At 34.4% G+C, this 19,711-nt stretch carries 22 protein-coding genes; 12 read left to right on the top strand and 10 right to left on the bottom strand.

Annotated features, from left to right (window positions below):
- Together Megvenef_RS01575 and Megvenef_RS01570 are read right to left on the bottom strand one after the other, a co-directional pair.
- Positions 1-500 (bottom strand): transposase (locus Megvenef_RS01575; RefSeq protein WP_322776251.1); only part of this gene is annotated, 500 nt, incomplete at its 3' end.
- Between the two features lie 297 nt (positions 501-797).
- Positions 798-2,390: a peptidylprolyl isomerase gene (locus tag Megvenef_RS01570; protein WP_322776250.1), complete on the bottom strand. Its 1,593-nt coding sequence runs from the start codon at positions 2,388-2,390 to the stop codon at positions 798-800.
- A 78-nt stretch (positions 2,391-2,468) separates the two neighbouring features.
- Here Megvenef_RS01570 and tpiA point away from each other — a divergent pair, with 78 nt between their 5' ends.
- From tpiA to Megvenef_RS01545, 5 genes are all read left to right on the top strand, one after another.
- Positions 2,469-3,185, top strand: coding sequence for a triose-phosphate isomerase (gene tpiA / locus Megvenef_RS01565; protein WP_322776249.1), 717 nt, complete (start codon positions 2,469-2,471; stop codon positions 3,183-3,185).
- A 7-nt stretch (positions 3,186-3,192) separates the two neighbouring features.
- Entirely contained in the window at positions 3,193-3,513 is a 321-nt protein-coding gene (secG, locus tag Megvenef_RS01560; protein ID WP_322776248.1) for a preprotein translocase subunit SecG, read from the top strand.
- 24 nt (positions 3,514-3,537) lie between these two features.
- Complete coding sequence (gene kdsA / locus Megvenef_RS01555) at positions 3,538-4,362, top strand: 3-deoxy-8-phosphooctulonate synthase (RefSeq protein WP_322776247.1); 825 nt, start codon at positions 3,538-3,540, stop codon at positions 4,360-4,362.
- Positions 4,363-4,461: 99 nt separating this feature from the next.
- On the top strand, positions 4,462-5,289 hold the full coding sequence (locus Megvenef_RS01550; RefSeq protein WP_322776252.1) for an RMD1 family protein: 828 nt from the start codon (positions 4,462-4,464) through the stop codon (positions 5,287-5,289).
- A 200-nt stretch (positions 5,290-5,489) separates the two neighbouring features.
- On the top strand, positions 5,490-5,792 hold the full coding sequence (locus tag Megvenef_RS01545; RefSeq protein ID WP_322776246.1) for a hypothetical protein: 303 nt from the start codon (positions 5,490-5,492) through the stop codon (positions 5,790-5,792).
- Positions 5,793-5,948: 156 nt separating this feature from the next.
- On the opposite strand, the gene Megvenef_RS01540 is transcribed toward Megvenef_RS01545, so the two are convergent.
- Entirely contained in the window at positions 5,949-8,150 is a 2,202-nt protein-coding gene (locus tag Megvenef_RS01540; RefSeq protein ID WP_322776245.1) for an ankyrin repeat domain-containing protein, read from the bottom strand.
- Between the two features lie 209 nt (positions 8,151-8,359).
- Between Megvenef_RS01540 and Megvenef_RS01535 the strand changes: the two genes are divergently transcribed.
- Complete coding sequence (locus tag Megvenef_RS01535) at positions 8,360-9,166, top strand: hypothetical protein (RefSeq protein WP_322776244.1); 807 nt, start codon at positions 8,360-8,362, stop codon at positions 9,164-9,166.
- Between the two features lie 242 nt (positions 9,167-9,408).
- On the opposite strand, the gene Megvenef_RS01530 is transcribed toward Megvenef_RS01535, so the two are convergent.
- A complete protein-coding gene (locus Megvenef_RS01530) occupies positions 9,409-10,194 on the bottom strand; it encodes an alpha/beta hydrolase family protein (protein ID WP_322776243.1) in 786 nt (261 codons plus the stop codon).
- A 169-nt stretch (positions 10,195-10,363) separates the two neighbouring features.
- On the opposite strand from Megvenef_RS01530, the gene Megvenef_RS01525 reads away from it, so the two are divergent.
- Positions 10,364-10,528, top strand: a complete 165-nt coding sequence (locus tag Megvenef_RS01525; RefSeq protein WP_322776242.1) for a hypothetical protein — start codon at positions 10,364-10,366, stop codon at positions 10,526-10,528.
- 39 nt (positions 10,529-10,567) lie between these two features.
- Here the strand turns inward: Megvenef_RS01525 and recJ are convergent, their stop codons facing one another.
- From recJ to Megvenef_RS01495, 6 genes are all read right to left on the bottom strand, one after another.
- Positions 10,568-12,325 (bottom strand): single-stranded-DNA-specific exonuclease RecJ, encoded by a 1,758-nt coding sequence (gene recJ, locus Megvenef_RS01520; RefSeq protein WP_322776241.1) that lies wholly within the window; start codon positions 12,323-12,325, stop codon positions 10,568-10,570.
- 165 nt (positions 12,326-12,490) lie between these two features.
- Positions 12,491-12,751 (bottom strand): flagellar biosynthesis protein FliQ, encoded by a 261-nt coding sequence (fliQ, locus tag Megvenef_RS01515; RefSeq protein WP_322776240.1) that lies wholly within the window; start codon positions 12,749-12,751, stop codon positions 12,491-12,493.
- A 16-nt stretch (positions 12,752-12,767) separates the two neighbouring features.
- Positions 12,768-13,517, bottom strand: a complete 750-nt coding sequence (gene flgH, locus Megvenef_RS01510) for a flagellar basal body L-ring protein FlgH (protein WP_322776239.1) — start codon at positions 13,515-13,517, stop codon at positions 12,768-12,770.
- The gene (flgA, locus tag Megvenef_RS01505; protein WP_322776238.1) at positions 13,510-14,202 is read right to left on the bottom strand and encodes a flagellar basal body P-ring formation chaperone FlgA; all 693 of its coding nucleotides are present in this window, start codon (positions 14,200-14,202) and stop codon (positions 13,510-13,512) included. The genes flgH and flgA overlap by 8 nt, the downstream gene beginning before the upstream one ends.
- An 86-nt stretch (positions 14,203-14,288) precedes the next feature.
- The gene (gene flgG, locus Megvenef_RS01500; protein ID WP_322776237.1) at positions 14,289-15,080 is read right to left on the bottom strand and encodes a flagellar basal-body rod protein FlgG; all 792 of its coding nucleotides are present in this window, start codon (positions 15,078-15,080) and stop codon (positions 14,289-14,291) included.
- 19 nt (positions 15,081-15,099) lie between these two features.
- Complete coding sequence (locus tag Megvenef_RS01495) at positions 15,100-15,900, bottom strand: flagellar hook basal-body protein (RefSeq protein ID WP_322776236.1); 801 nt, start codon at positions 15,898-15,900, stop codon at positions 15,100-15,102.
- Between the two features lie 193 nt (positions 15,901-16,093).
- On the opposite strand from Megvenef_RS01495, the gene Megvenef_RS01490 reads away from it, so the two are divergent.
- From Megvenef_RS01490 to ccmE, 5 genes are all read left to right on the top strand, one after another.
- The gene (locus Megvenef_RS01490) at positions 16,094-16,627 is read left to right on the top strand and encodes a flagellar basal body-associated FliL family protein (protein ID WP_322776235.1); all 534 of its coding nucleotides are present in this window, start codon (positions 16,094-16,096) and stop codon (positions 16,625-16,627) included.
- Positions 16,628-16,665: 38 nt separating this feature from the next.
- Positions 16,666-17,628, top strand: coding sequence for a FliM/FliN family flagellar motor switch protein (locus Megvenef_RS01485; protein ID WP_322776234.1), 963 nt, complete (start codon positions 16,666-16,668; stop codon positions 17,626-17,628).
- Positions 17,629-17,633: 5 nt separating this feature from the next.
- Positions 17,634-18,191, top strand: coding sequence for a DUF6468 domain-containing protein (locus Megvenef_RS01480; RefSeq protein ID WP_322776233.1), 558 nt, complete (start codon positions 17,634-17,636; stop codon positions 18,189-18,191).
- Positions 18,191-18,904, top strand: coding sequence for a MotE family protein (locus Megvenef_RS01475; RefSeq protein ID WP_322776232.1), 714 nt, complete (start codon positions 18,191-18,193; stop codon positions 18,902-18,904). Before Megvenef_RS01480 ends, Megvenef_RS01475 begins: the two co-directional genes overlap by 1 nt.
- Positions 18,905-19,115: 211 nt before the next feature.
- The gene (gene ccmE / locus Megvenef_RS01470; protein WP_322776231.1) at positions 19,116-19,541 is read left to right on the top strand and encodes a cytochrome c maturation protein CcmE; all 426 of its coding nucleotides are present in this window, start codon (positions 19,116-19,118) and stop codon (positions 19,539-19,541) included.
- Positions 19,542-19,711: the final 170 nt, after the last annotated feature.

The raw sequence follows: 19,711 nt of genomic DNA, 5'->3' as shown, positions 1-19,711 counted from the left end.
GGCCTGCCTTGCCAAGCTTTAACATCGTCCATGACATCATCAGTAATTCTACTAACAAGGCTTTCGCTAATGTCAGCCCCGTATAGTTCCTGAATCTGAAGTTTAATATCTGATAGACTCATTCCTTTGGCGTATAAGGATAGAATTTTTTGATCTAAACCTTCAATTCTTGTTTTTCTTTTGGGAATGATTGCAGGTTCAAACTCAGCATCTCTATCCCTTGGAACGTCTATTGTAATAAGGCCATTATCAGTGATTAGATTCTTTTGAGATACACCGTTACGGGCGTTATTAGAAGTGATAATACGATCGTATCTGTCATAACCTAGATGATTATTCATCTCTGCCTGTAAAGCTTTTTCCACAAGACGTTTTGTTAGTTGTTTCAATAACCCGCCTTTGCTTAAAACATTCGATAGATCTACTTCTTTACTTACCAGTAAATCTATCGCTGCGGATATAGCTTCATTATTCTTATTATTGATAGTGTTTTTAGTCATATTTTATTCCTCTTAGTTATATTAATTGATTATATAACCTATAAGGAATTTACACACTTAGATGGACAGACCCTCTAGTACAAGAATTTGATACTGTATTGCGAGTCAATAAGAAATTATACTATGGAACTGTTAATAAAATAATTTATAATCCATGAACGCTCACAACTCATACCCAGTCTGATTCTTGGATTAAAATAACCAGTAGAGGTTGGGACTAAGAAATAAAATCTACTTAATCTTAAGGTGACAGCTTGTATCTATATATTCAATAAATCCATTGTTAATCTGGTTGAATTAATTTTCTGCGAAATTTGCCTTTATCTTCATATTGTTTTTCTGAGTTAGATAACCAACAAGCTCTTGAAAAACGCCCTCTTTAATTACGTTTGAAAAGTGGTCCCCAGCATTCTTACGAATTTTATCTGCCATAATTTTGCTACTATTTACTCCCTTTAGATATGCAAAATAAGCTTTATTATCAGCGTTTATAATATTAGTCGCATTATTAAGTTTAATAGTGAATATTTCCTTTAATAAATCAGCTGGTAATTTATTTTCTATCGGTAAATCGGCTCTAGTAAAAGATAAATTTTGAACTATAGAAATACCTTTTGAGCTTAAAATACTTTTATCAATTTTACTCAAATTAAAACCGTTTATCTCTTCTTTTAGAGCTTTCATGTTAGCAATTGCAAGGTCTCTTTTTTCTATTGTATCTTTAATATTTTTTTCAACTTCTTCAAAGCCTTGTTCTCTGGTTTGTGTTACTGATTTTAAACTAACTAACAGAATTTCAGAAGTGTCCTGAACTTCCATAGGATAAGACACCTCCCCTTCTGCCATTTCAAAAACACTATCAGCCAGTTCTATGTAATCGGCTTGTGAGCTAGCACTCATGTCAGAGAAATTAATATCATTCCCACTTATTATTTGTAGATCATACTTGTTAGCAATTTCAGTTAGCGTAAGACCACTTGAAACATCTTCTTCAAAATTTTTAGCAAGCTCATTAGAGAGCTCTGCTATTTTTTCACTACTGAACGCTTCTCTGACCTGATCCTTAACCTCAGAGAATTTTTTTGATTCAAATTCATCTTTGTATTCCTCAAAATAATTTCTTATATCTTTATCACTAATATTTAATTTTTTTTCTAAAAATTTTCTATCAGCTTTCACATATTCAAAACTTCTGAGCTCAGGTATTACAAACAAAGATTTATTTTCCTGATAAAACTGCAAAAGCTGTTCATTGGAAATATCATTTGGTTTATACCCATTTGGCTTGAATCCTAGATCTACAGAAAGTACGTCTACAACCCTAGTTTCTGACATATAATTAACAATATTTTCTGTCATCATTTCAGGCGGGTTAAAAGCGTCCATGAATGTACCCAACATCGTACTCGTTATTAAATGATGTTTTACAGAAGCTAGATATTCCTCCTCTTTTGCCAATGAATTGTTAAAGGCGGCTTTAAATACACTTAAGTCAAACTCTCCATTCGAATTTTTAAAGAACGGTGTCTTTTTCACATATGCAATAACTTTTTCATCGCTTATATCAAATTCATAATATTTTGCTAAATACTCAATCATCGAATCATTAATTAGCTTCTTCAAAACTGAATTATCTATACCTAGTTCAGCTATATTTTCTTCCGTTAAATTAATCCCGTTTTGTCTTTGAAGAAAGTCCACTTCTTTTGCTTTTGCAACATGAAATTCTTCAAAAGATATTGAGTCAGCGTCACTAAATGAAACTACGTCTCCAGAACTATTACCGTTGATAAATGCTGCACCCCCAACACCAACAAAACTTAAGGCTATTAAGCCAAGCAATATCCTGACTAATAAACTATCTGCACCTTTCCTAAATTTTGATATCATAAAAAATTTCTATTTACTTATTTTAGTATATCGAACTAAAATAGTGACCTAACTCAATAACTGCAAGTAAATTTTCCTATGAACCGAATCATTATTGCCAATTGGAAGATGAATATAAAACTTGGTGAGGCAATTGCTCTCGCCCAGAAATTTGAATCATTCAACCATTCATCTCAATTTTTTCTCGCCCCTCCAACGCCATACCTCTCTTATCTCTCTAAGGTATTAGTAAAAACTAAAATATGCGCACAAGATGTCAGTTCTATAAAAGAACTAGGAGCATATACAGGGGAAAACTCTGCTACAATTATCAAAAGTTGTGGTGTAAATTACTCAATAATAGGGCATAGTGAAAGAAGAACAAATCAACGAGAAAGTAATAGTATTGTTCGTAAAAAAATTGAGAGTTGTATAGAAGCTGGAATCACACCCATAGTCTGTATTGGAGAAACCCTTGAATCACGCCAAAACAAAAATTTCAAAGAATTTCTTATTGAACAAATTAATTCTTCGATTCCAAGTAATGCACACAATCTTATTATTGCCTATGAGCCAGTGTGGGCAATTGGCTCAGGAATTGCTCCAAAACCAGAAGAGATATATGAGATAGTTGAATTAATCAAAAAAAGTGCTAGAGTGGAGCTGGTTGCAAAAAATGCTCAGTTGGTGTATGGTGGATCTGTAAGCTCGAAAAATTTTGCTGAAATCATAACAGTCCCTGGACTTAGCGGCGTTTTAATGGGTTCTGCTTCACTCGATGAAAGTGAAATGAGCTCTATACTTAATCAAAAATAATAGCATCATGTTAAATACTTTACTTTTTATACATTTAATCATTGCCCTACTCCTTGTTGTGGTTATTTTACTACAAAAAACTAGCACAGATGGCTTGAGCGGGATTGGCGGCGGCGGCAATAATATGGGATTAATGAGCGGAAGATCTGCCGCAAATTTTTTAACTAGGACTACCGTTGTTTTAGGAGTTATATTTTTTGCAAACGCACTAATGCTGGCTAATTTGTCATCAAAATCTAACAAAGGTATCTCTAGCAAGATTGAAAAATCAGAACAGTCACCTGTTGAAAACTCCACTGACGAGAGTTCTTTGCCAATTGCCAAGTAATTATTAAAGTTCTAAAGAAATACAATGAATAATATTGTTAAAGTAGCCGACATCTCGATTGCAAATAATTTACCTTTTGTTCTAGTAGCCGGACCATGTCAAATTGAAACTCTAGATCATGCTCTATTTATTGCAGAGAGTATAAAAAAAATTACAAACAAACTTGGAATTTCTTTTATTTACAAATCATCTTTTGACAAAGCAAACCGCACTTCTGCGAAAGCACAAAGAGGCACTGGTATTGACGAAGGGCTTAATATTTTGGCAAAAGTTAAATCTGAAATTGGCTGTCCAATTTTGACCGATATCCACAATGAGGGACAGTGCAAACCTACCGCAGAAGTAGTTGATGTACTTCAAATACCAGCTTTTTTATGTAGACAAACCGATTTATTAAAAGCAGCAGCGGATACTGGTAGAGTTGTAAAAGTCAAGAAAGGACAGTTCTTAGCACCATGGGATATGAAAAATGTTTATGATAAGCTGGTGAGTTTTAATGCCAAGGGTATCATATTGACAGACAGAGGTACTTCTTTTGGATATAATACGCTTATCTCAGATATGCGAGGTCTTGAAATAATGGCCGAAACTGGGGCTCCTGTTTTTTTCGATGCAACTCATTCCGTGCAGCAACCAGGTGGCATAGGGTCTGCTAGCGGTGGTCAAAGGCAATATGTAGAGTTACTTGCCAGATGCGCTATTGCAGCAGGTATAGCAGGTGTTTACTTAGAAGTTCATCAGGATCCTGATAACGCCCCTAGTGATGGCCCATGTATGCTAAAATTAGAGTCTCTTGAAAAGACCATTTCAACGCTCAAAAAATTCGATGAATTACGTAAAAATATGTAGCTATACGTGTTTTACCTAACAAAACTATAATATACTAAAATAAAAATTAAAGGTTCTTTTATGCGTTGTTTATCTTACTGCACAGCTTCAGAATACATAATGGATGGTCTCACTGATCATTTAATAAGTAAAGGCTTTGTGTTGAAGCACTTTGATGATGTTATCTTTGCTAAGATGGAAAATAATGATGATATTGATATATTCCTTTTTCCATTTGGATGCATTACTATCTGGGGAACTGACGAAGCTCAAGAAAAATTTATACTTCAAGAACTCAAGGGTTTTGAAACAGATAGCCTTACTGAGGTAATGTCTGATCCAATAAACTTTGAATATCATGAAAATGCTGATAAAGACCATGGTAAAACATTTATTGACGAAGAAAGAAACAGGATAATTCTTAGCAATAAATCTGAATATATAAAACTATCCATTTCTCATGCCCTGGCACAATCTGTAAAGTTAATTGTTTTGGAACGCTCTGTTAGCCAAATTCTTGAAAAAACCGCTCCTATTCAAAAGGAATTAGCTAATACTGGCAGCGTATCTTTATCAAAAAAAGAAATATCCAAGCAGATTGGTCAACTTTTTAGCGAAAGATACTCCATTAATCTTCATAGCGATATTCTAGATACTCCAGAATTCTTCTGGCGCAGACCAAGTTACGAACCACTATATTTGATGACAGCTGAATTCCAAGATATAAGTGTAAGGCAAGGTATACTGAATCATCGCCTAGATATTATCCAAGAATTATATAACATACTATCAAATGAACTTAATTATAAACATTCAGCAAGGCTAGAAATAACCATTGTTGTTTTAATTGCCATCGAAGTAGTACTAGCTTTATCACACAACGATGCTATTTCTAAATTTCTAAATTTATATGGAATAATGAGGTCAATAAATATAATAAATTTTTGACCTCATAAAACTTCTGCGCTCTATTCACATGGTCAATTATATTAGCTCCAGAAAATTGGAACGGAACCATTTTAATACAGTTGAATCTATTTTAATACAGATAGATGCTTTAAATTATATCAAGCAGGGGCTATCTAATGTTAGTATATTTGTACGCTCTTTTAGAGAAAATACAAAGCTTCTATACATAAATAAACTTTATGGAACATTCGAATAATTTAACAGTCATTAAATGCAAATATTTTCTAAAAAAATTTTTGCTTTATTTTTTATACGGAAGTGCCGGCGCAGTTTTCCCTTTTGTTTTTGGCGTTGTACTAGGTATACCTTCAATATCCCTAGCTGCTGTTGCTCTTGCAATTGCTGACTTAATCAATTTAGAAGTAGGTGAAGACAAGAAACCGCCAATAGTTTTCAGTAAAGCACATACAACAATTTTATATGTGCTTATAGCATTGGTAATTTCTTATACTACTATAATTTTTATCATTAGTAATCACTAACTGATTCAAGTATTTACGGCTTCAATCCATTAACTTGACGGTGCCGCCCCATCATATATGGCGGTGTTGCGTGAATCATTATGAATCATGCAACAGGGCCCACTGGATTCTATAAAGGGAATTTCTTTTTAATTCCCTTTATAGTTGAAAGCTTTATTAATATTCTGCCATATCTAGATGGCCCTCATCGTGCTCTCCAATTAATTTGGCACTATTACTTTCTGCATCTGCATTAATTAAATTAGAAGGTAGTAAAGATTGAATAAGTTTCATTAGGTTATCCGGCGATATTTGCTTCTTTAGTTCTATCACCTCATTTTCTAATTTTTGATATTTTTCTTTTAATTGTTCATTCGTTTCTTTTAATTGCTCATTCTCTTCATGTAATATTAATTCATTTTGACAATGTGGATCGTTTATAAGTTTTTCATAATCTTTAATAAAACTAGATATTGTGATTTTTAAATCTCTAGGTAAAATTATAGCGTTTAACTTTTGTACTGCGTGTAGTACCGAAGTATGTTTCTGCATTAGGTATGGTAATTTCTCTACACCATTTAATACTGTTTCCTTACTTAATTCTTCATAGATCGTTCCTCGGACTTTATATTGAGGATTTTTAGCCATAAATTCAGCTTCTTTGGAGCTTTCTTTTGCAAAATTTGGATCAATCTCTCCCCTCAACAATTTATAGCTTATTGGCTTGATACCATAAGCTTGAACTAATTGTCCTTCTAGATCGTCAAAAACTTCTTGGAATACCTCCTTCCCGTCTGCAATCATTTTTTGCCATTGTTCTAGTACATCATTGCCAATTATTTTAGAATATTTTTGGAAGGTTGAAGCCAAATATTTATCATTGGGCTTCCCTTCCTTGATTAGGATGCCTTTAAATATTTGTACAGCAAATTCTTGATGGTTTTTGAACAGGGTCTCAAGAGAAAATAGTTTATCTTCATCTACGTATTTACCTTTAATGAAATCAGTAATAACTTCGGCTACTAATAGCAGATTCTTTACTATTGATGTATCTGGTATTTCATTAATATTATCAATTTGTACTCCATTAATAAGTAAAAGTTTAACGATTTCTAAATATTGAGACATTATTTTTGCCGCGTCAACACCCGAATAAGAACCAAAAAGAAGTGTTTGGGCAGAAACAGAAGGTGTGTGTTGTAAGAATGCTTTAATAGTATTGGGTAAAAGCATGTTATCTTCTTGCAAATCAGCCCCTTTATTTATTAGTAACTTCACTACTTCATAGCGACCATGTCGTGCTGCAACAGATAAAGGCGTTTCTCCTATGTACTTACCGTCGACAATATGAGTATTAATATCGGCTCCAGCATTTATCAGTAATTCCACTACTTCATAGTGGCCATTTTTTGCTGCTAAGTATAAAGGAGTTTCTCCATCTTCTTGAGAAATGTCAAAATCAGCTCCAGCATTTATCAATAACTCAACCACTTTAATGTTGCCATTATTTGCTGCAATAGATATAGGGGTTTGTTTTTTATCATCCGCAGTCTCATCCTCATAAATAGGAGGATTTTTAACATCAGCCCCCTTAGTTATTAGTAACTCCACCACTTTATCGCGGCCCTTTCTTGCTGCTAAATACAAAGGAGTTAATCCAATGGCCCGGCTCGCTGGGCTGTTAACATCAGCCCCCTTAGTTATTAGCAACTCCACCGCTTTATCGTGGCCCTCTTCTGCTGCAATGGCTAAAGGTGTTTGTCCATCCTCATCACCATGAGTAGTAGGAGTTTTAAAATCAGCCCCCTTATTTATCAGTAACTCCACCACTTTAGTATGGCCATTTTTTGCTGCTAAATATAAAGGACTTTGTTCTTCATCATCATCAGAATCATCATTATTAGCATTAGTACTACTACTAGTATTAAAATTAGCCTTCTTACTTATCAACAACTCCACTACTTCATAGTGGCCACTTTGTGCTGCAACTGCTAAAGGAGTGTGCGGACCATAAATATAAGGTATGTAAATAGGAGTTTCAAAATCTGCCTCCCTACTTATCAACAACTCTACCACTTTAGTATGGCCATTTTTTGCTGCTAAATATAAAGGAGTGGCTCCTTTGAACTTACCACCAGCAACAGGAGACTTAAAATCAGCTCCAGTATCTATCAACAATTCCATTACCTTTAACGCTCCATACATGGCAGCTATACTCATGTCTGAAGTGTCATCTGGGATAGTAGCTTTATTTTCTTCTTTTAATGCCTGAAACTCGGCCATTATTTGTTCTTTATCTTGCAGAGACAAGGCTAACTCAGCATTCTTTTTTCCAATTTTATTGTTATTAGAAATTTCTTCTTCGCGTGCTCTTTTCATAAAAATACTCTTATATATTGTTAATATACATCGTTAACACATGTATTAAGATATATTAATCTATATTAAGATTCAACGCAAGTTAATTTACTTTAGTCATGTGATTTATATGCTTATCATTAATTTTTTTAAATATTAGAAAATGAAAAGAATTAACCCTAAAGAATTGGAAGCATGTTAGTTGGGATTTTAAAAAGGTTCTTGTTACATTGATTCATATAACAAAAACTAACGGAGATACATCAAACTTGATTTATACTTTAAGTCAAATAAAGATGTGTGATTTAAGTAAGTTAATAAATTTGCTTGCTGTAGCACAAGATGAAATTATTGAATCCGTAGAGGTAGATTACACCAAAAAAACTTTTGAAAGCTTTGAAGATATTTTAGGGTTAATCCCATCTGTAGCTTTCTCAAGCCTAGATGATAAAATGCCTTTGGCTTTTATCAAATGGAAAAATGACCTTACTAATAAGGCTTTAATTATAGATCCTGAGCAATGGTGTGCTTATACACAAAAGATACAGGGGATATTTAATAAAATATTTGCTGAGCATGCAGATGGCATCACTAACTCTAGTTATCATTTTACCGATGGTTTAAAATTAAAGATTATAGATCCTTTAATTCAAAAAATTATGAGCAAAGATGAAGTAAATGAAGATATACAAGAGCTGTGGAAAAATATTATAGCACAGGGAGCCGCTTTACTTGCGGCAGAACTTTTTGACAAAATTGTAGCTGGAGAAAAAGCAGTCGACTCAATAGAACAAGCGGTTTATGACTATCCATTATCCTTTGGTAAGCTTCCATTATTGGATGTAAGCACAATCAAGTATTATCATGCTTTGATCCGCCAAAAATACGGAGAGAAGGACGCTAATCAATTTGCTTATCTCCTACAAGATAACTGTACATTAAATCATGAAGTAAAAGAGTATTTACATTGTATTCATGACAATACAAGTCATGATGATAATATCTCATTGCACGGAAATATACTAGATTATTCATAGGAGATTCGCTATGAGGGGAATTAAAAAATGAGGTTCCCCTTATAGCATTTGCAAGGGTTTAACAGCACCGTCACGTTAAAATTGAGTGATCAAGAAATACCTCATCGGTTTTCAAGTTTATAGCTAAGTAATAAATTAATGTATAAGAAGGCATAAATTCGATAACTTATACGCGCTACTACACTATATTATACTCTAAGAAAGCTACTAAGAACCGTTATTTATATACAATTTATAGAAAGTTACATTGGCGAATGGGATAAGTATCTGCTAGCCCAAGCAGCAAGGACCGCAGCAACATACTTACTATCGGCTGGACTTTTCATAAGTAAATGGTCTGCTTTATCTAGAGAAATAAAACTCTTCGGGTGCTTTGCTAGCTCATAGATCCTTTGGGCGTTCTCTATGCTTACCGTTTCGTCTACAGGTGAGTGCATAACGAGCAAGGCCTTTTTCAGATTCTTAATTTTGCCTGGCATATCTTGGTTAGAAATGTCATCAAGGAATTGTTTTTTTATATTAAATTTCTTGCCACCAAGAATAACTTCCGCCTCTCCTTTTTCATTTATTTCATCTATATGATTTACAAAATTATGCTGTACATGCGCAGTATCGCATGGTGAGCCTATCGTTGCCACTGCTCTTACTTCAGGAATTTCTGAGGCTGCGGCAATCGCTGCCGTACCACCTAGGCTGTGACCAACCAGAATTTGAGGGGCTTGATAATTTTCTCGCATAAAATTAGCTGCCGCTATAATATCTTTTACATTAGAAGAGAAATTGCTATTGGCAAAGTCACCCTCACTCGCTCCAAGACCAGTATAATCAAATCGAAATAAAGCTATATTCGCTTGATTTAAAGCTCTGGCTATCCTGCTAAGCGCAGTTATGTCTTTATTACCGGTAAAATAATGTGCAAATAAAACATACGCATCTGGTCGTTCTGGTGAGTCTAGTCTCGCAACCAAGGTACTTCCTAAAGAACCTTCAAATGTAAGTTTATTACTAACTATTGATGATAAAGTCATAGTGATTTATAAAATTTCCTTAAATTAACTTATATATTCTACAACGAACACTTAAAAAGGTCAATAAACCATTATCTTGCCTTAAAAATTTGTTGTTTATAAATTGTTAATCTTTCAGATCTAAAATGTAATTATATTAAATCAAATAAAAATTTATCCGGAGGAAAAAGTGATAACAGTTTTGATCTTAGTAGCTATTTTAGCACCTATGCTTCTCGTGTTTTCTGATAGAGCTATTGAAAACATTAGTCCACGGGGCACTTTAGCAAATTTATCTGACGAAATGGACGACATTATGGTATCTGTGAACGATAATGAAACCGCGCAACGCTAACTGAAACTGCACTTTGTAAGTTCCTTGCGAACGACGAAATCAGTGACAAAAAATATCGTAAAGCTGAAACTGTACCGTTTCTTTATCTTGCCATTTATTTACTTTTAGCCTACCCAATATAGACAATTTGTAAGAGGTTCGGGATAGTAATATTTTGCCAATCTCAGTATCAACGGAATTAAATGCTATGGCTGAAAGCGGTTTTGAGCTATGGGACTCTTTAATTGGAGCAAAAATCACCTTAATATGCTTTGAACCCACAATATCGCTCTTAAGCACGTAAACATCAGAAAATCTAAATATTGGTGCTGGATTACCGTTACCAAATGGCTCTAACCTGTCTATTTCTGCTAGCAACTCAAGGCTAGTAGCAGAAGTTGAAAGGTCAATGTCGTAAAGCTCACGCAAATGAAAATCTGTAGATTGCAAATCTTTAACAAACTCTTGGTTTAAAAATTGCTTAAGATCTTGAATTTTGCCCTCTTCTACAGTAAAGCCAGCTGCCATTGCATGCCCCCCACCTACAACTAGCAACCCTCTTTGCTTTGCTTCTATAATTTTACACCCAAAATCAACCCCTTTAATTGAACGACACGAAGCTTTGCCGACGCCGCTATTTAAAGCAATAACCGCTACTGGCTTATTGTATTTCTCTTTCAGCCTACCTGCCACAATACCAATAACTCCAGGATGCCAATTATTGCCAACTATAAAAAGACCAGGATCGTGAATTTGCTCCTGAGCCAAACTCATTGCCTCTTCAAGTACCGTATATTCAATAGCTTTACGCTCTTCATTATATTTATCAAGCTCTGTAGCAATATCTAAAGCTTCTTGATCTGAAGTGGTTGACAAAAGATGTGCTCCAAGCCAAGACTTACCTACCCTTCCGCCAGCATTGATGCGTGGCCCAAGGATAAACCCAAGATGATAGCAATTTGGAATTTCTTGGATGTTGGCAATGTCAGATAAAGTTCTATAGCCAATGTTTGCTCTATTTTTAGCTATTTTTAAACCTTGTGCAACAAATGCACGATTAAGGTCCGTTAGTTGCATAACATCACAAACCGTACCTAATGCTACTAGATCAAGATATTGCATAAGATCAGGCACTTGGAGGTTATTCTTCTGAAAAAAATCAATTTCTTTAAGGGATTTGCATAACGCTACTGCAAATAAAAATGACACCCCTACAGCGGCTAAATTTTTGTAACAACTTTTCTCATCCAAACGATTTGGATTAATAACAGCCACAGCATTTGGCAAATCATCTAAGCTTATGTGGTGATCTATTACTATTACATCCAAACCTAGACTTGTTGCATACTCCAAAGCCTCAAAGGCTACTGATCCACAGTCGACTGTAATAACTAGTTTTGTCCCCTGAGATTTAATTTTTTGCATGGCTTCTAGGCTTGGACCATACCCTTCTGTAATACGATCAGGAACATATATGCTTGCATTAACAGCAACATCTCTAAATAGGTTTTTTAAAAGAGCCGCAGAAGTCGCCCCATCTACATCATAGTCAGCGAAAATACATATTTTTTCATTAGTGTTTATTGCCTTAATTGTTCTATCAACAGCCTTTTCCATATCCAATAGATGAAATGGATCAGGAAGTAAGGATTTAATTTTGGGGTTAAGAAAATGCTCAGCCTCGGCAACAGATGAAACACGAGTGGATATTATTCTGGCAAGAAAATCATCAATTCCAAGATAGCGTTTAAGCTCAGAAACCAGATTCTCATCATAAGAATGCGCTGACCAATATTTTCCTAAAATTGACTTATTCACTATACCTCATGCTAAACGGTTTAATTGAGTTGCATGACCTAAAAATACTGTCATAAACAACCACACCGTTTTCCTGAAAAAATGCTGTCATGCTGAACTTGCTTCGGCACTTCATTGCCTCGGGTAACCTGGTCAAGCCAGGTGACCGTTAACAGCAGACTATGACTATTGAACAATATGCTGGATAATATGATCAACGAAGACCTTAAGCTTACTAAACATGTATGGCAAAATAAAAATCATCCCAAAATACACAGAAATAATTTTTGGCACAAAAGTTAATGTTTGCTCTTGTATTTGGGTCAGAGCTTGCAACAAAGAAATGATTAAGCCAATTACCAAAGCAAGTATCAATACAGGAGCAGACACGGCTATCAAAACATATACAGCTTCCCTACTTATCTCAGCTACTACTCCAGCATCCATAAATCACCTTTTTTCTTTAGAACGGAGCTATTATATCTACAACTTGTGAACCAACTCTTGGCTGCTGAACATCACTTACAACACCTCTGCCACCATAAGAAATACGGGCCTCAGCCATTTGATTCGTCCTGATAGAATTATCACTAGTAATATCTTTTGGCCTGATAATTCCTGCAATTTTTACTTCTCTGAGTTCGTAATTAACTCTAACTTCTTGATGGCCTTGTACTACAAGATTTCCATTTGGCAAAACTTTAGTTACAACCGCAGCAATTTCAGTCTTTATATCTTCTTTACGCGAAATCGTTCCACTTCCCGAATTAGCACGATTCGACCTAGTACTTACTAAAGAATTTAAGTCTGCAGCTGTAGATAAATTAGCCTGTATAGCTTTTTCTTTACCAAATAACTTTGGTAACCCAAGACTGTCAGATCCGGTTCTATTTTGTTGGGTAGAATTATTTAAACTAGCATTGTCTTTTATCTCAACCACTACTCTTATGATATCCCCTACTTTCCAAGCCCTACTATCTCTGAAAAACGTAGTTGATCCTGGTTGCCATAAGGAATTTGTTTTACGCATATGCGCATGCTGCGATTGCAACCTTGCTTCTCTGCGCTCAATTTCTTCTTCATCCTCTTCAACTGTTGGAATTTCAATATTTTCAAACTGAGGGGCTTTACCAACTCTTTTTAAACGATCAACAGTTTCAGAGCAAGAAGAAATCACAAATAATGATATTATAAACAATAAAATTCTATTCATTTTCACCGCCTATCTTTACCGTGTTCTTATTTACAATTTGCCCAAGCAATACCACTCCAGAAGAGCTATTTTTTACTTTAATCATATCGCCAACAGCACCATTTCCCATAGCTATGCCTACTGTTTTTAAGTTTATAGCCCCCGAAGAGTAGATAATATTCACCGGATCGTTATTTTTTATAACATTCGGGCTGGTAACTTCATTAATCTTAAACATTTTACCTGCAGCTATATAGGTCTTAGCCTGCATTCCTACTACCTCATTAAGTTCAGAAGCATATTCGCTATTTAAACTATCTATTCTTACTTTCATCGTAGTTACATCAGATTGTTGTATAACATCGCCAAACTTAATATATCTAGCAGCAATTGGAGCCATCACATAAGAAAGATAACGCCCGGATAGTGTTTCAGCTTTTCCGTCATTATAGTTAACTCGAACTCTGAAACTAGAGTTTTTGGGCTCAAATTGTTCAACAATAATTGAATCAATCTTATCTTGTGCAGACTTGATTTTATCAAATTTACTTTTAGAACTATATTCTTGTTCAATAATTATACGATTATCTTGAATCTTTTCCTGGAGAAGGCCATTTATGGTTTTACTAACGAAATCCTCATCTGCAAGCGCAAATAAGGTAAGCAAAGTAATGCAAAGAAAAAGTAAGGAGCTTAATAATTTCATTTATTTATTCATTCGATATTGGATGTACACCATATTTTCTGACAATATAGCACACATCCAATACTTGTCATAGTTTTTCAGCTCTATTATTTAATATTATTAGTAGCTTCCAATATTTTATCTTCGGTACTTATCACCCTCGTATTTAATTCGTAGGCTCGCTGAGCTTCAATTAATTTTGTAAGTTCTTCTACAGCCTTTACGTTTGAACCTTCTAAAAAGGTCTGTTTAAACCTTCCATTCAAGTCGTCTACTGCAACTGCTTCGCCAGAACCTACTGTTTCTACGAGTAAATTATTACCTATTGCTTCAAGCCCACTCTCATTCGGAAAAGTAAATATTTCCAATTGCCCAATTTCAATATTTTGTGCAGGATTAGCTGGATCCTGCACTGTAATCTGACCATTTTCAGCAATTTGAACATCCTCTAGGGCAACGTTTGCCGGTATGGAAATAGCTGTAGTTAACGAATTACCATCCTGAGTAACAATATTACGATCACTATCTAGTTTGAACGACCCAGCTCTAGTGTAACCTATTCTGTTATTTGGTAGAGTAACACCAAAATATCCTGGTCCTTTTAAAGCAATATCCAAAGGATGGAAAGTTTGATGCAAAGGACCTTGCTCAACTACCCTGTAGGTACCAATTACTCTTGTTCCCATACCAATCTGTACACCTGTTGGTCTTGGAGCAGCTTCGGCATTCTCCAAAATACCGGCTCTTTTAAGATTGATATAAAAAAGATCAGAGAATGAGGCTTCCATTCTTTTATAACCATCTGTATTAACGTTAGCCACGTTATTAGAAATAGTATCAATTCGTAACTGCTGTGCTTGCGCTCCTGTAACTGCTGCGCTCATTGCTATTGAAGACATAAATCACCTCTCTTTTTTACTACTTAGTTAATTTATTTATCGCCGATGTATCGGTCTCGTTTATATTAGTCATCAAATCAGTGGTTAATCCGTACGATCTCTGCATTTCAACTAGCTGAGACATCGCAAGCGCAGAATTAACATTCGAGCTACGAAGAGCCCCGGAAACTATAGTAAATTCCTCAAGTACTCGATCATTCCCTTCTATAGCATACAAGTTTCCACCTTCTTTTATAATAGGGTCTTTTAAATCAAATGCAAACACGCCTATTATAGCAATTTCCTCATTATCAACAAATACAGCTCCGCTTTCTGAAATTTCAAACGTTTGAAAGTCTGCTGGGATTTCAATAAAATTATTATCCGCTGTTAAAATCGGGTATCCAGCAGAATTTACTAAAACACCTTGGTTATTTATCACCATAGATCCATCAAGGGTATACCGTGGCCCTCTAGGTGTAATAACCTTAAAATAACCTTCTCCAACAACAGCTAAATCGGTTGGTCTATTAGTAACTTTGATTGGCCCTTGATCACCGCTTCTATAAGTCGTTTCTGGCCATGCAAAAGAGTTACTTCTGCGGGAATTTTGTATAACATCTACATTGCGAAATAAAATATTATCTTGTTCATAACCAACAGTATTAGTATTAGCAACATTGTTTGCCACGACTTCTAATTGTCTTTTTCTTGCTATCTGACCAGAAAGCGCAATATATGATGCATTGTTTGCAGATGCTGCATTGCATAAAAAGAACAGCTCAAATACCAAAAAAACCCAAAAGGATAAAGATACTTTGTTTATTAAAGCTTGCATCATATAATTGATCTTGATTTATAACTCAAATATTTCTTTAAATATTAGTTTACTTTAAGCCGATTTCTAGTTTAAGCACAGTAATACAGAAATTTTAGTAGAATATTTTTTAACTTTCATGTATTTTGTACTACAAGATTGCTATATAAGTTACTACAAAATATTAATATTTTCAACATAAAATTTAATAACTTCGATGAATGACGAGAATGAAGAAGAGCCACTAACTCCGTCGGAAGCTGGTAAATTTGGCCTCTCCGCAGAAAAAAAGAAGAAGCTGCAAAGAATTTTACTAATTGTCGCGCCAATTGTTCTTACAATAGTCGGCGCTATTTTCTTTTTCTTTTTTGTCATAAAAGGTCCTAAACCACCAGAAGAAGGGGAAGTTAAGCAACCAAAAGGAAAAGAACATGTACAACTTGATTCCAACACTTATTTAGATGTAGATCCTATTACCGTTGGCCTTTCTGGTGCTGGAGCAAAAAGGGAATATTTAAGAATGGATATAACAATGAGGCTTGGTACTGAAGAGGAAAGTGTAGCCGTTTTAGCCAAGATGCCAATTATAAAAGATACATTAATTACATTTTTAAGAACCCTTAGGTCCACAGATTTTAATAGCTCTAATAGTACACTTTACTTAAAAGAAGAGATTTCCAAGAGGATTAATAAGATTACTGCGCCGATTGTTGTAAAAGAAGTGCTGTTTCAAGAAATCACGGTTAACTAGTTCAATATACGAGCAAAGGATTTATTTAGTAGTACAAAATGACTGAAGAAGAACAAAACAAAGATAATGCGGGGACAAAATCTCACAAAAAAGGCAACAACACATTGCCTAATAACTTGACTGGCATAAAGGCTGTTCTAGAACAATCACTCCAGTCTTATGACAAGCTACCAATGCTTGAAATTATCTTTGAAAAATTTATTCGACAGCTAAGCACTGCACTTAGAAATCTTACTTCTGAACCAGTGGACGTAACAATTGAAGATTATAAGTCATTGAGATTTGGAGGGTATTTCGACCATAATAAAAACCCAATATCTATTGTAATTTTTAGAGCTGTAGAGTGGGAAAATTTTGGGTTGCTAATACTTGAAAATAATATGATTTTTTCATTCGTCGATTTGCTACTTGGTGGTAAAAAAAACACATCCCAAGTCAGTGCTAACGATTCAGAAAGAATACTAACTTCGATTGAACAGGGATTAGCCAGACAAATTTCAGAAATTATCCTGACTGAGCTAAGCCATGCTTTTGATCAAATAACTCCTACTACTTTTAATTTTGAAAGATTAGAGAGTAATCCTAATTTTGTAACGATTGCCAGACCAGGAGACGCAGTAATTGCTCTAAAATTAAGGATAGAGATTGATGAGCAGGTAAAGAATGTTGAGTTGATATTACCATACAAAACTATTGAACCGATTAAAGAGCAAATGCAACAGGTGTTCCTTGGTGATAAATTTGGCTCTGACCAGGAATGGGAGCGTATGCTTTCCGAAAGCATAAAAGGAGTTAATTTACCAGTTGAAGCAGTTATCACTAATAGAATATCTACAATTGAAGAGATTGCAAAGCTTAAAATTGGTGATACATTTATTATGGATCACCACAAAGATAAAGACATTATTGTTCGATCTGGTCCTATATCTTTATTTACAGGAAAAATTGGAAAGGTGGACAATAAGGTTGCAATAAATTTGAAAAACTTTTTTGAAGAATAGGTAATATGTTATTTTTAGATTTTTTACTGTTAATAATGATAGTTGTTTGTGTTGCTTACTGCTGGATGCTTAATAGGCGTATCCAGGATTTGCAAAATAGTAGGATTGAATTTGCTCGAATGATTAAAGAGCTAAATGCTTCTATAGTTAAGGCTGAAAACAATGTAAATGAAATGAGTGAGCTAAGCAAAGTTACTAGTAACGAAATAAAATCAGTTGTTGAAGAAGCAACGGAGATTTCATCTGAACTTGCAACTATGAGCGAAATAGCAAGAGAACTTTCTATAAAACTTAGTACTCAAAGCCATTCAATTAGCAAATCCTCATATGAAGCTGAAACTTCTCAGAATACTTACGAGAATTCTATGCATTCAAAACCAAAAGAAAAGTTCACTGAAGAGGATTTAGCACCAGTTCCTGATGAAGCTTTTGAAAGCAAATATACAAATCAGTTAAAAAATTTCATTCAAAGCATTGTCAGTAAAAAAACCGATGAGCAAAGCGCTAATTTGAACCAAATGAACTATTACGAAACTTTAAGAAAAATTAACGCTAAAAAATAATGAAAGCAAGTTTATTTTCGCCTATATTAATATTACTAATTATTACATTGTTTGCTAAAGCCTCAATGCTTTTTGGTCGTATTCAAGAACAAACAAGCTATTCTGTTGATACAAGCACGTCTTCTGTACTTGTTGATACAGCTTACGCTAAATCTTCTCCTGAATCAGAAAAAAGTGATAATTCAGTACCTGAAGATACCAACTCTAACAAGAAGCCTAAGAAAGAACCAACAAAGGCAGCAGCGGATAATCCTGGGGCAGTTATAAAGGATAATCCTGGTAAAGCTGAAAAAAAACCTTTAGATAATCTTTCGCGTTCAGAAATGGATCTTTTGAAAGAGCTCTCAAAAAGAAGAGATACTCTTGATAAAGAAAAAAAAGATATGAATGTTAGAGAGCAGGTATTGAAAGCTACTGAGAATAAAATTGACCAAAAAGTTGGAGAGTTAAAGAACCTACAATCCCAACTAGAAGTATTGATGAAGCAATATGATCAAAAAGAAAATAGCAAGATTCTTAGTTTAGTAAAAATTTATGAAACTATGAAACCAAAGGATGCCGCTAAGATCTTTAATGAGCTTGAAATGCCTGTACTTCTGAAAGTTGTAAGTAATATGAAGGAAGTAAAAGTTGCGCCAGTAATTGCCAGTATGGATCCAGTAAAAGCACGAGATCTATCAATAGAACTAGCTAAGCAAAAACCAATTGAATAATACCATTTCTTAAAATCTATATGAATTTTGTAGATCTCGGTTGTGCTCTCATTTAATATGTTTTGCAGCCTGTGCCCTAAAGTTCAAAATTTGATGGTATAATAACTTATAATTTAGGTATTTATGAATAGTTATTTGCTAGGCGCATATTGTTTTACATTTACAATATTAGCTTTTGTTTTAATAAAGACCATTATAGATTTCAAAACTGGTGAACCACAAAAAAAGAAATAGGATACTTATAATATTCTTAATGCTATCTCTCTGTTCAATAGGAGTATATTTTATTCTTTCAAACCTGAATGATAACATAGTGTTCTTCTATCCTCCTTCCGAGATTTCTAAGATTGAAAACAACCGTGGCAAAGTAAGAGTTGGTGGTATAGTTAAAAATGGATCTATTACAAGAGAAACAGATAATAAAATACGTTTTATTATCACCGATTATTCAGAGGAATTAGAAATTATTTATCAAGGTATTCTGCCCGCTCTTTTCCGTGAAGGACAAGGCATTGTAGCAGAAGGAAACTTTAAATTACCAAAATCTTTTCTAGCAATAAAATTACTTGCCAAACATGATGAAAACTATATGCCACCACAAATCAAACGGCATCTCGACAACAGTAAGGAGCCATAAGCTGTTTTATTAAAATCCACAGTAGAGCTAAGTTACAATTTTATACTAGACCTAAATTCATCCTCTTTACCGCCTAAGTGTTTGTATTTTATTAGTCTCTCCGTCAAAACTCTAAATTTTTGATATAATTTCAAGAATTTCAAAAATAAATCACCGCACATTCATTTTTT

Source organism: Candidatus Megaera venefica, from assembly GCF_034554655.1.
GTDB classification, from domain to species: Bacteria; Pseudomonadota; Alphaproteobacteria; order Rickettsiales; family Rickettsiaceae; genus Megaera_A; species Megaera_A venefica.
Note: the sequence above shows the minus strand (reverse complement) of the source record. Positions and strands in the feature narration are given on the sequence as shown.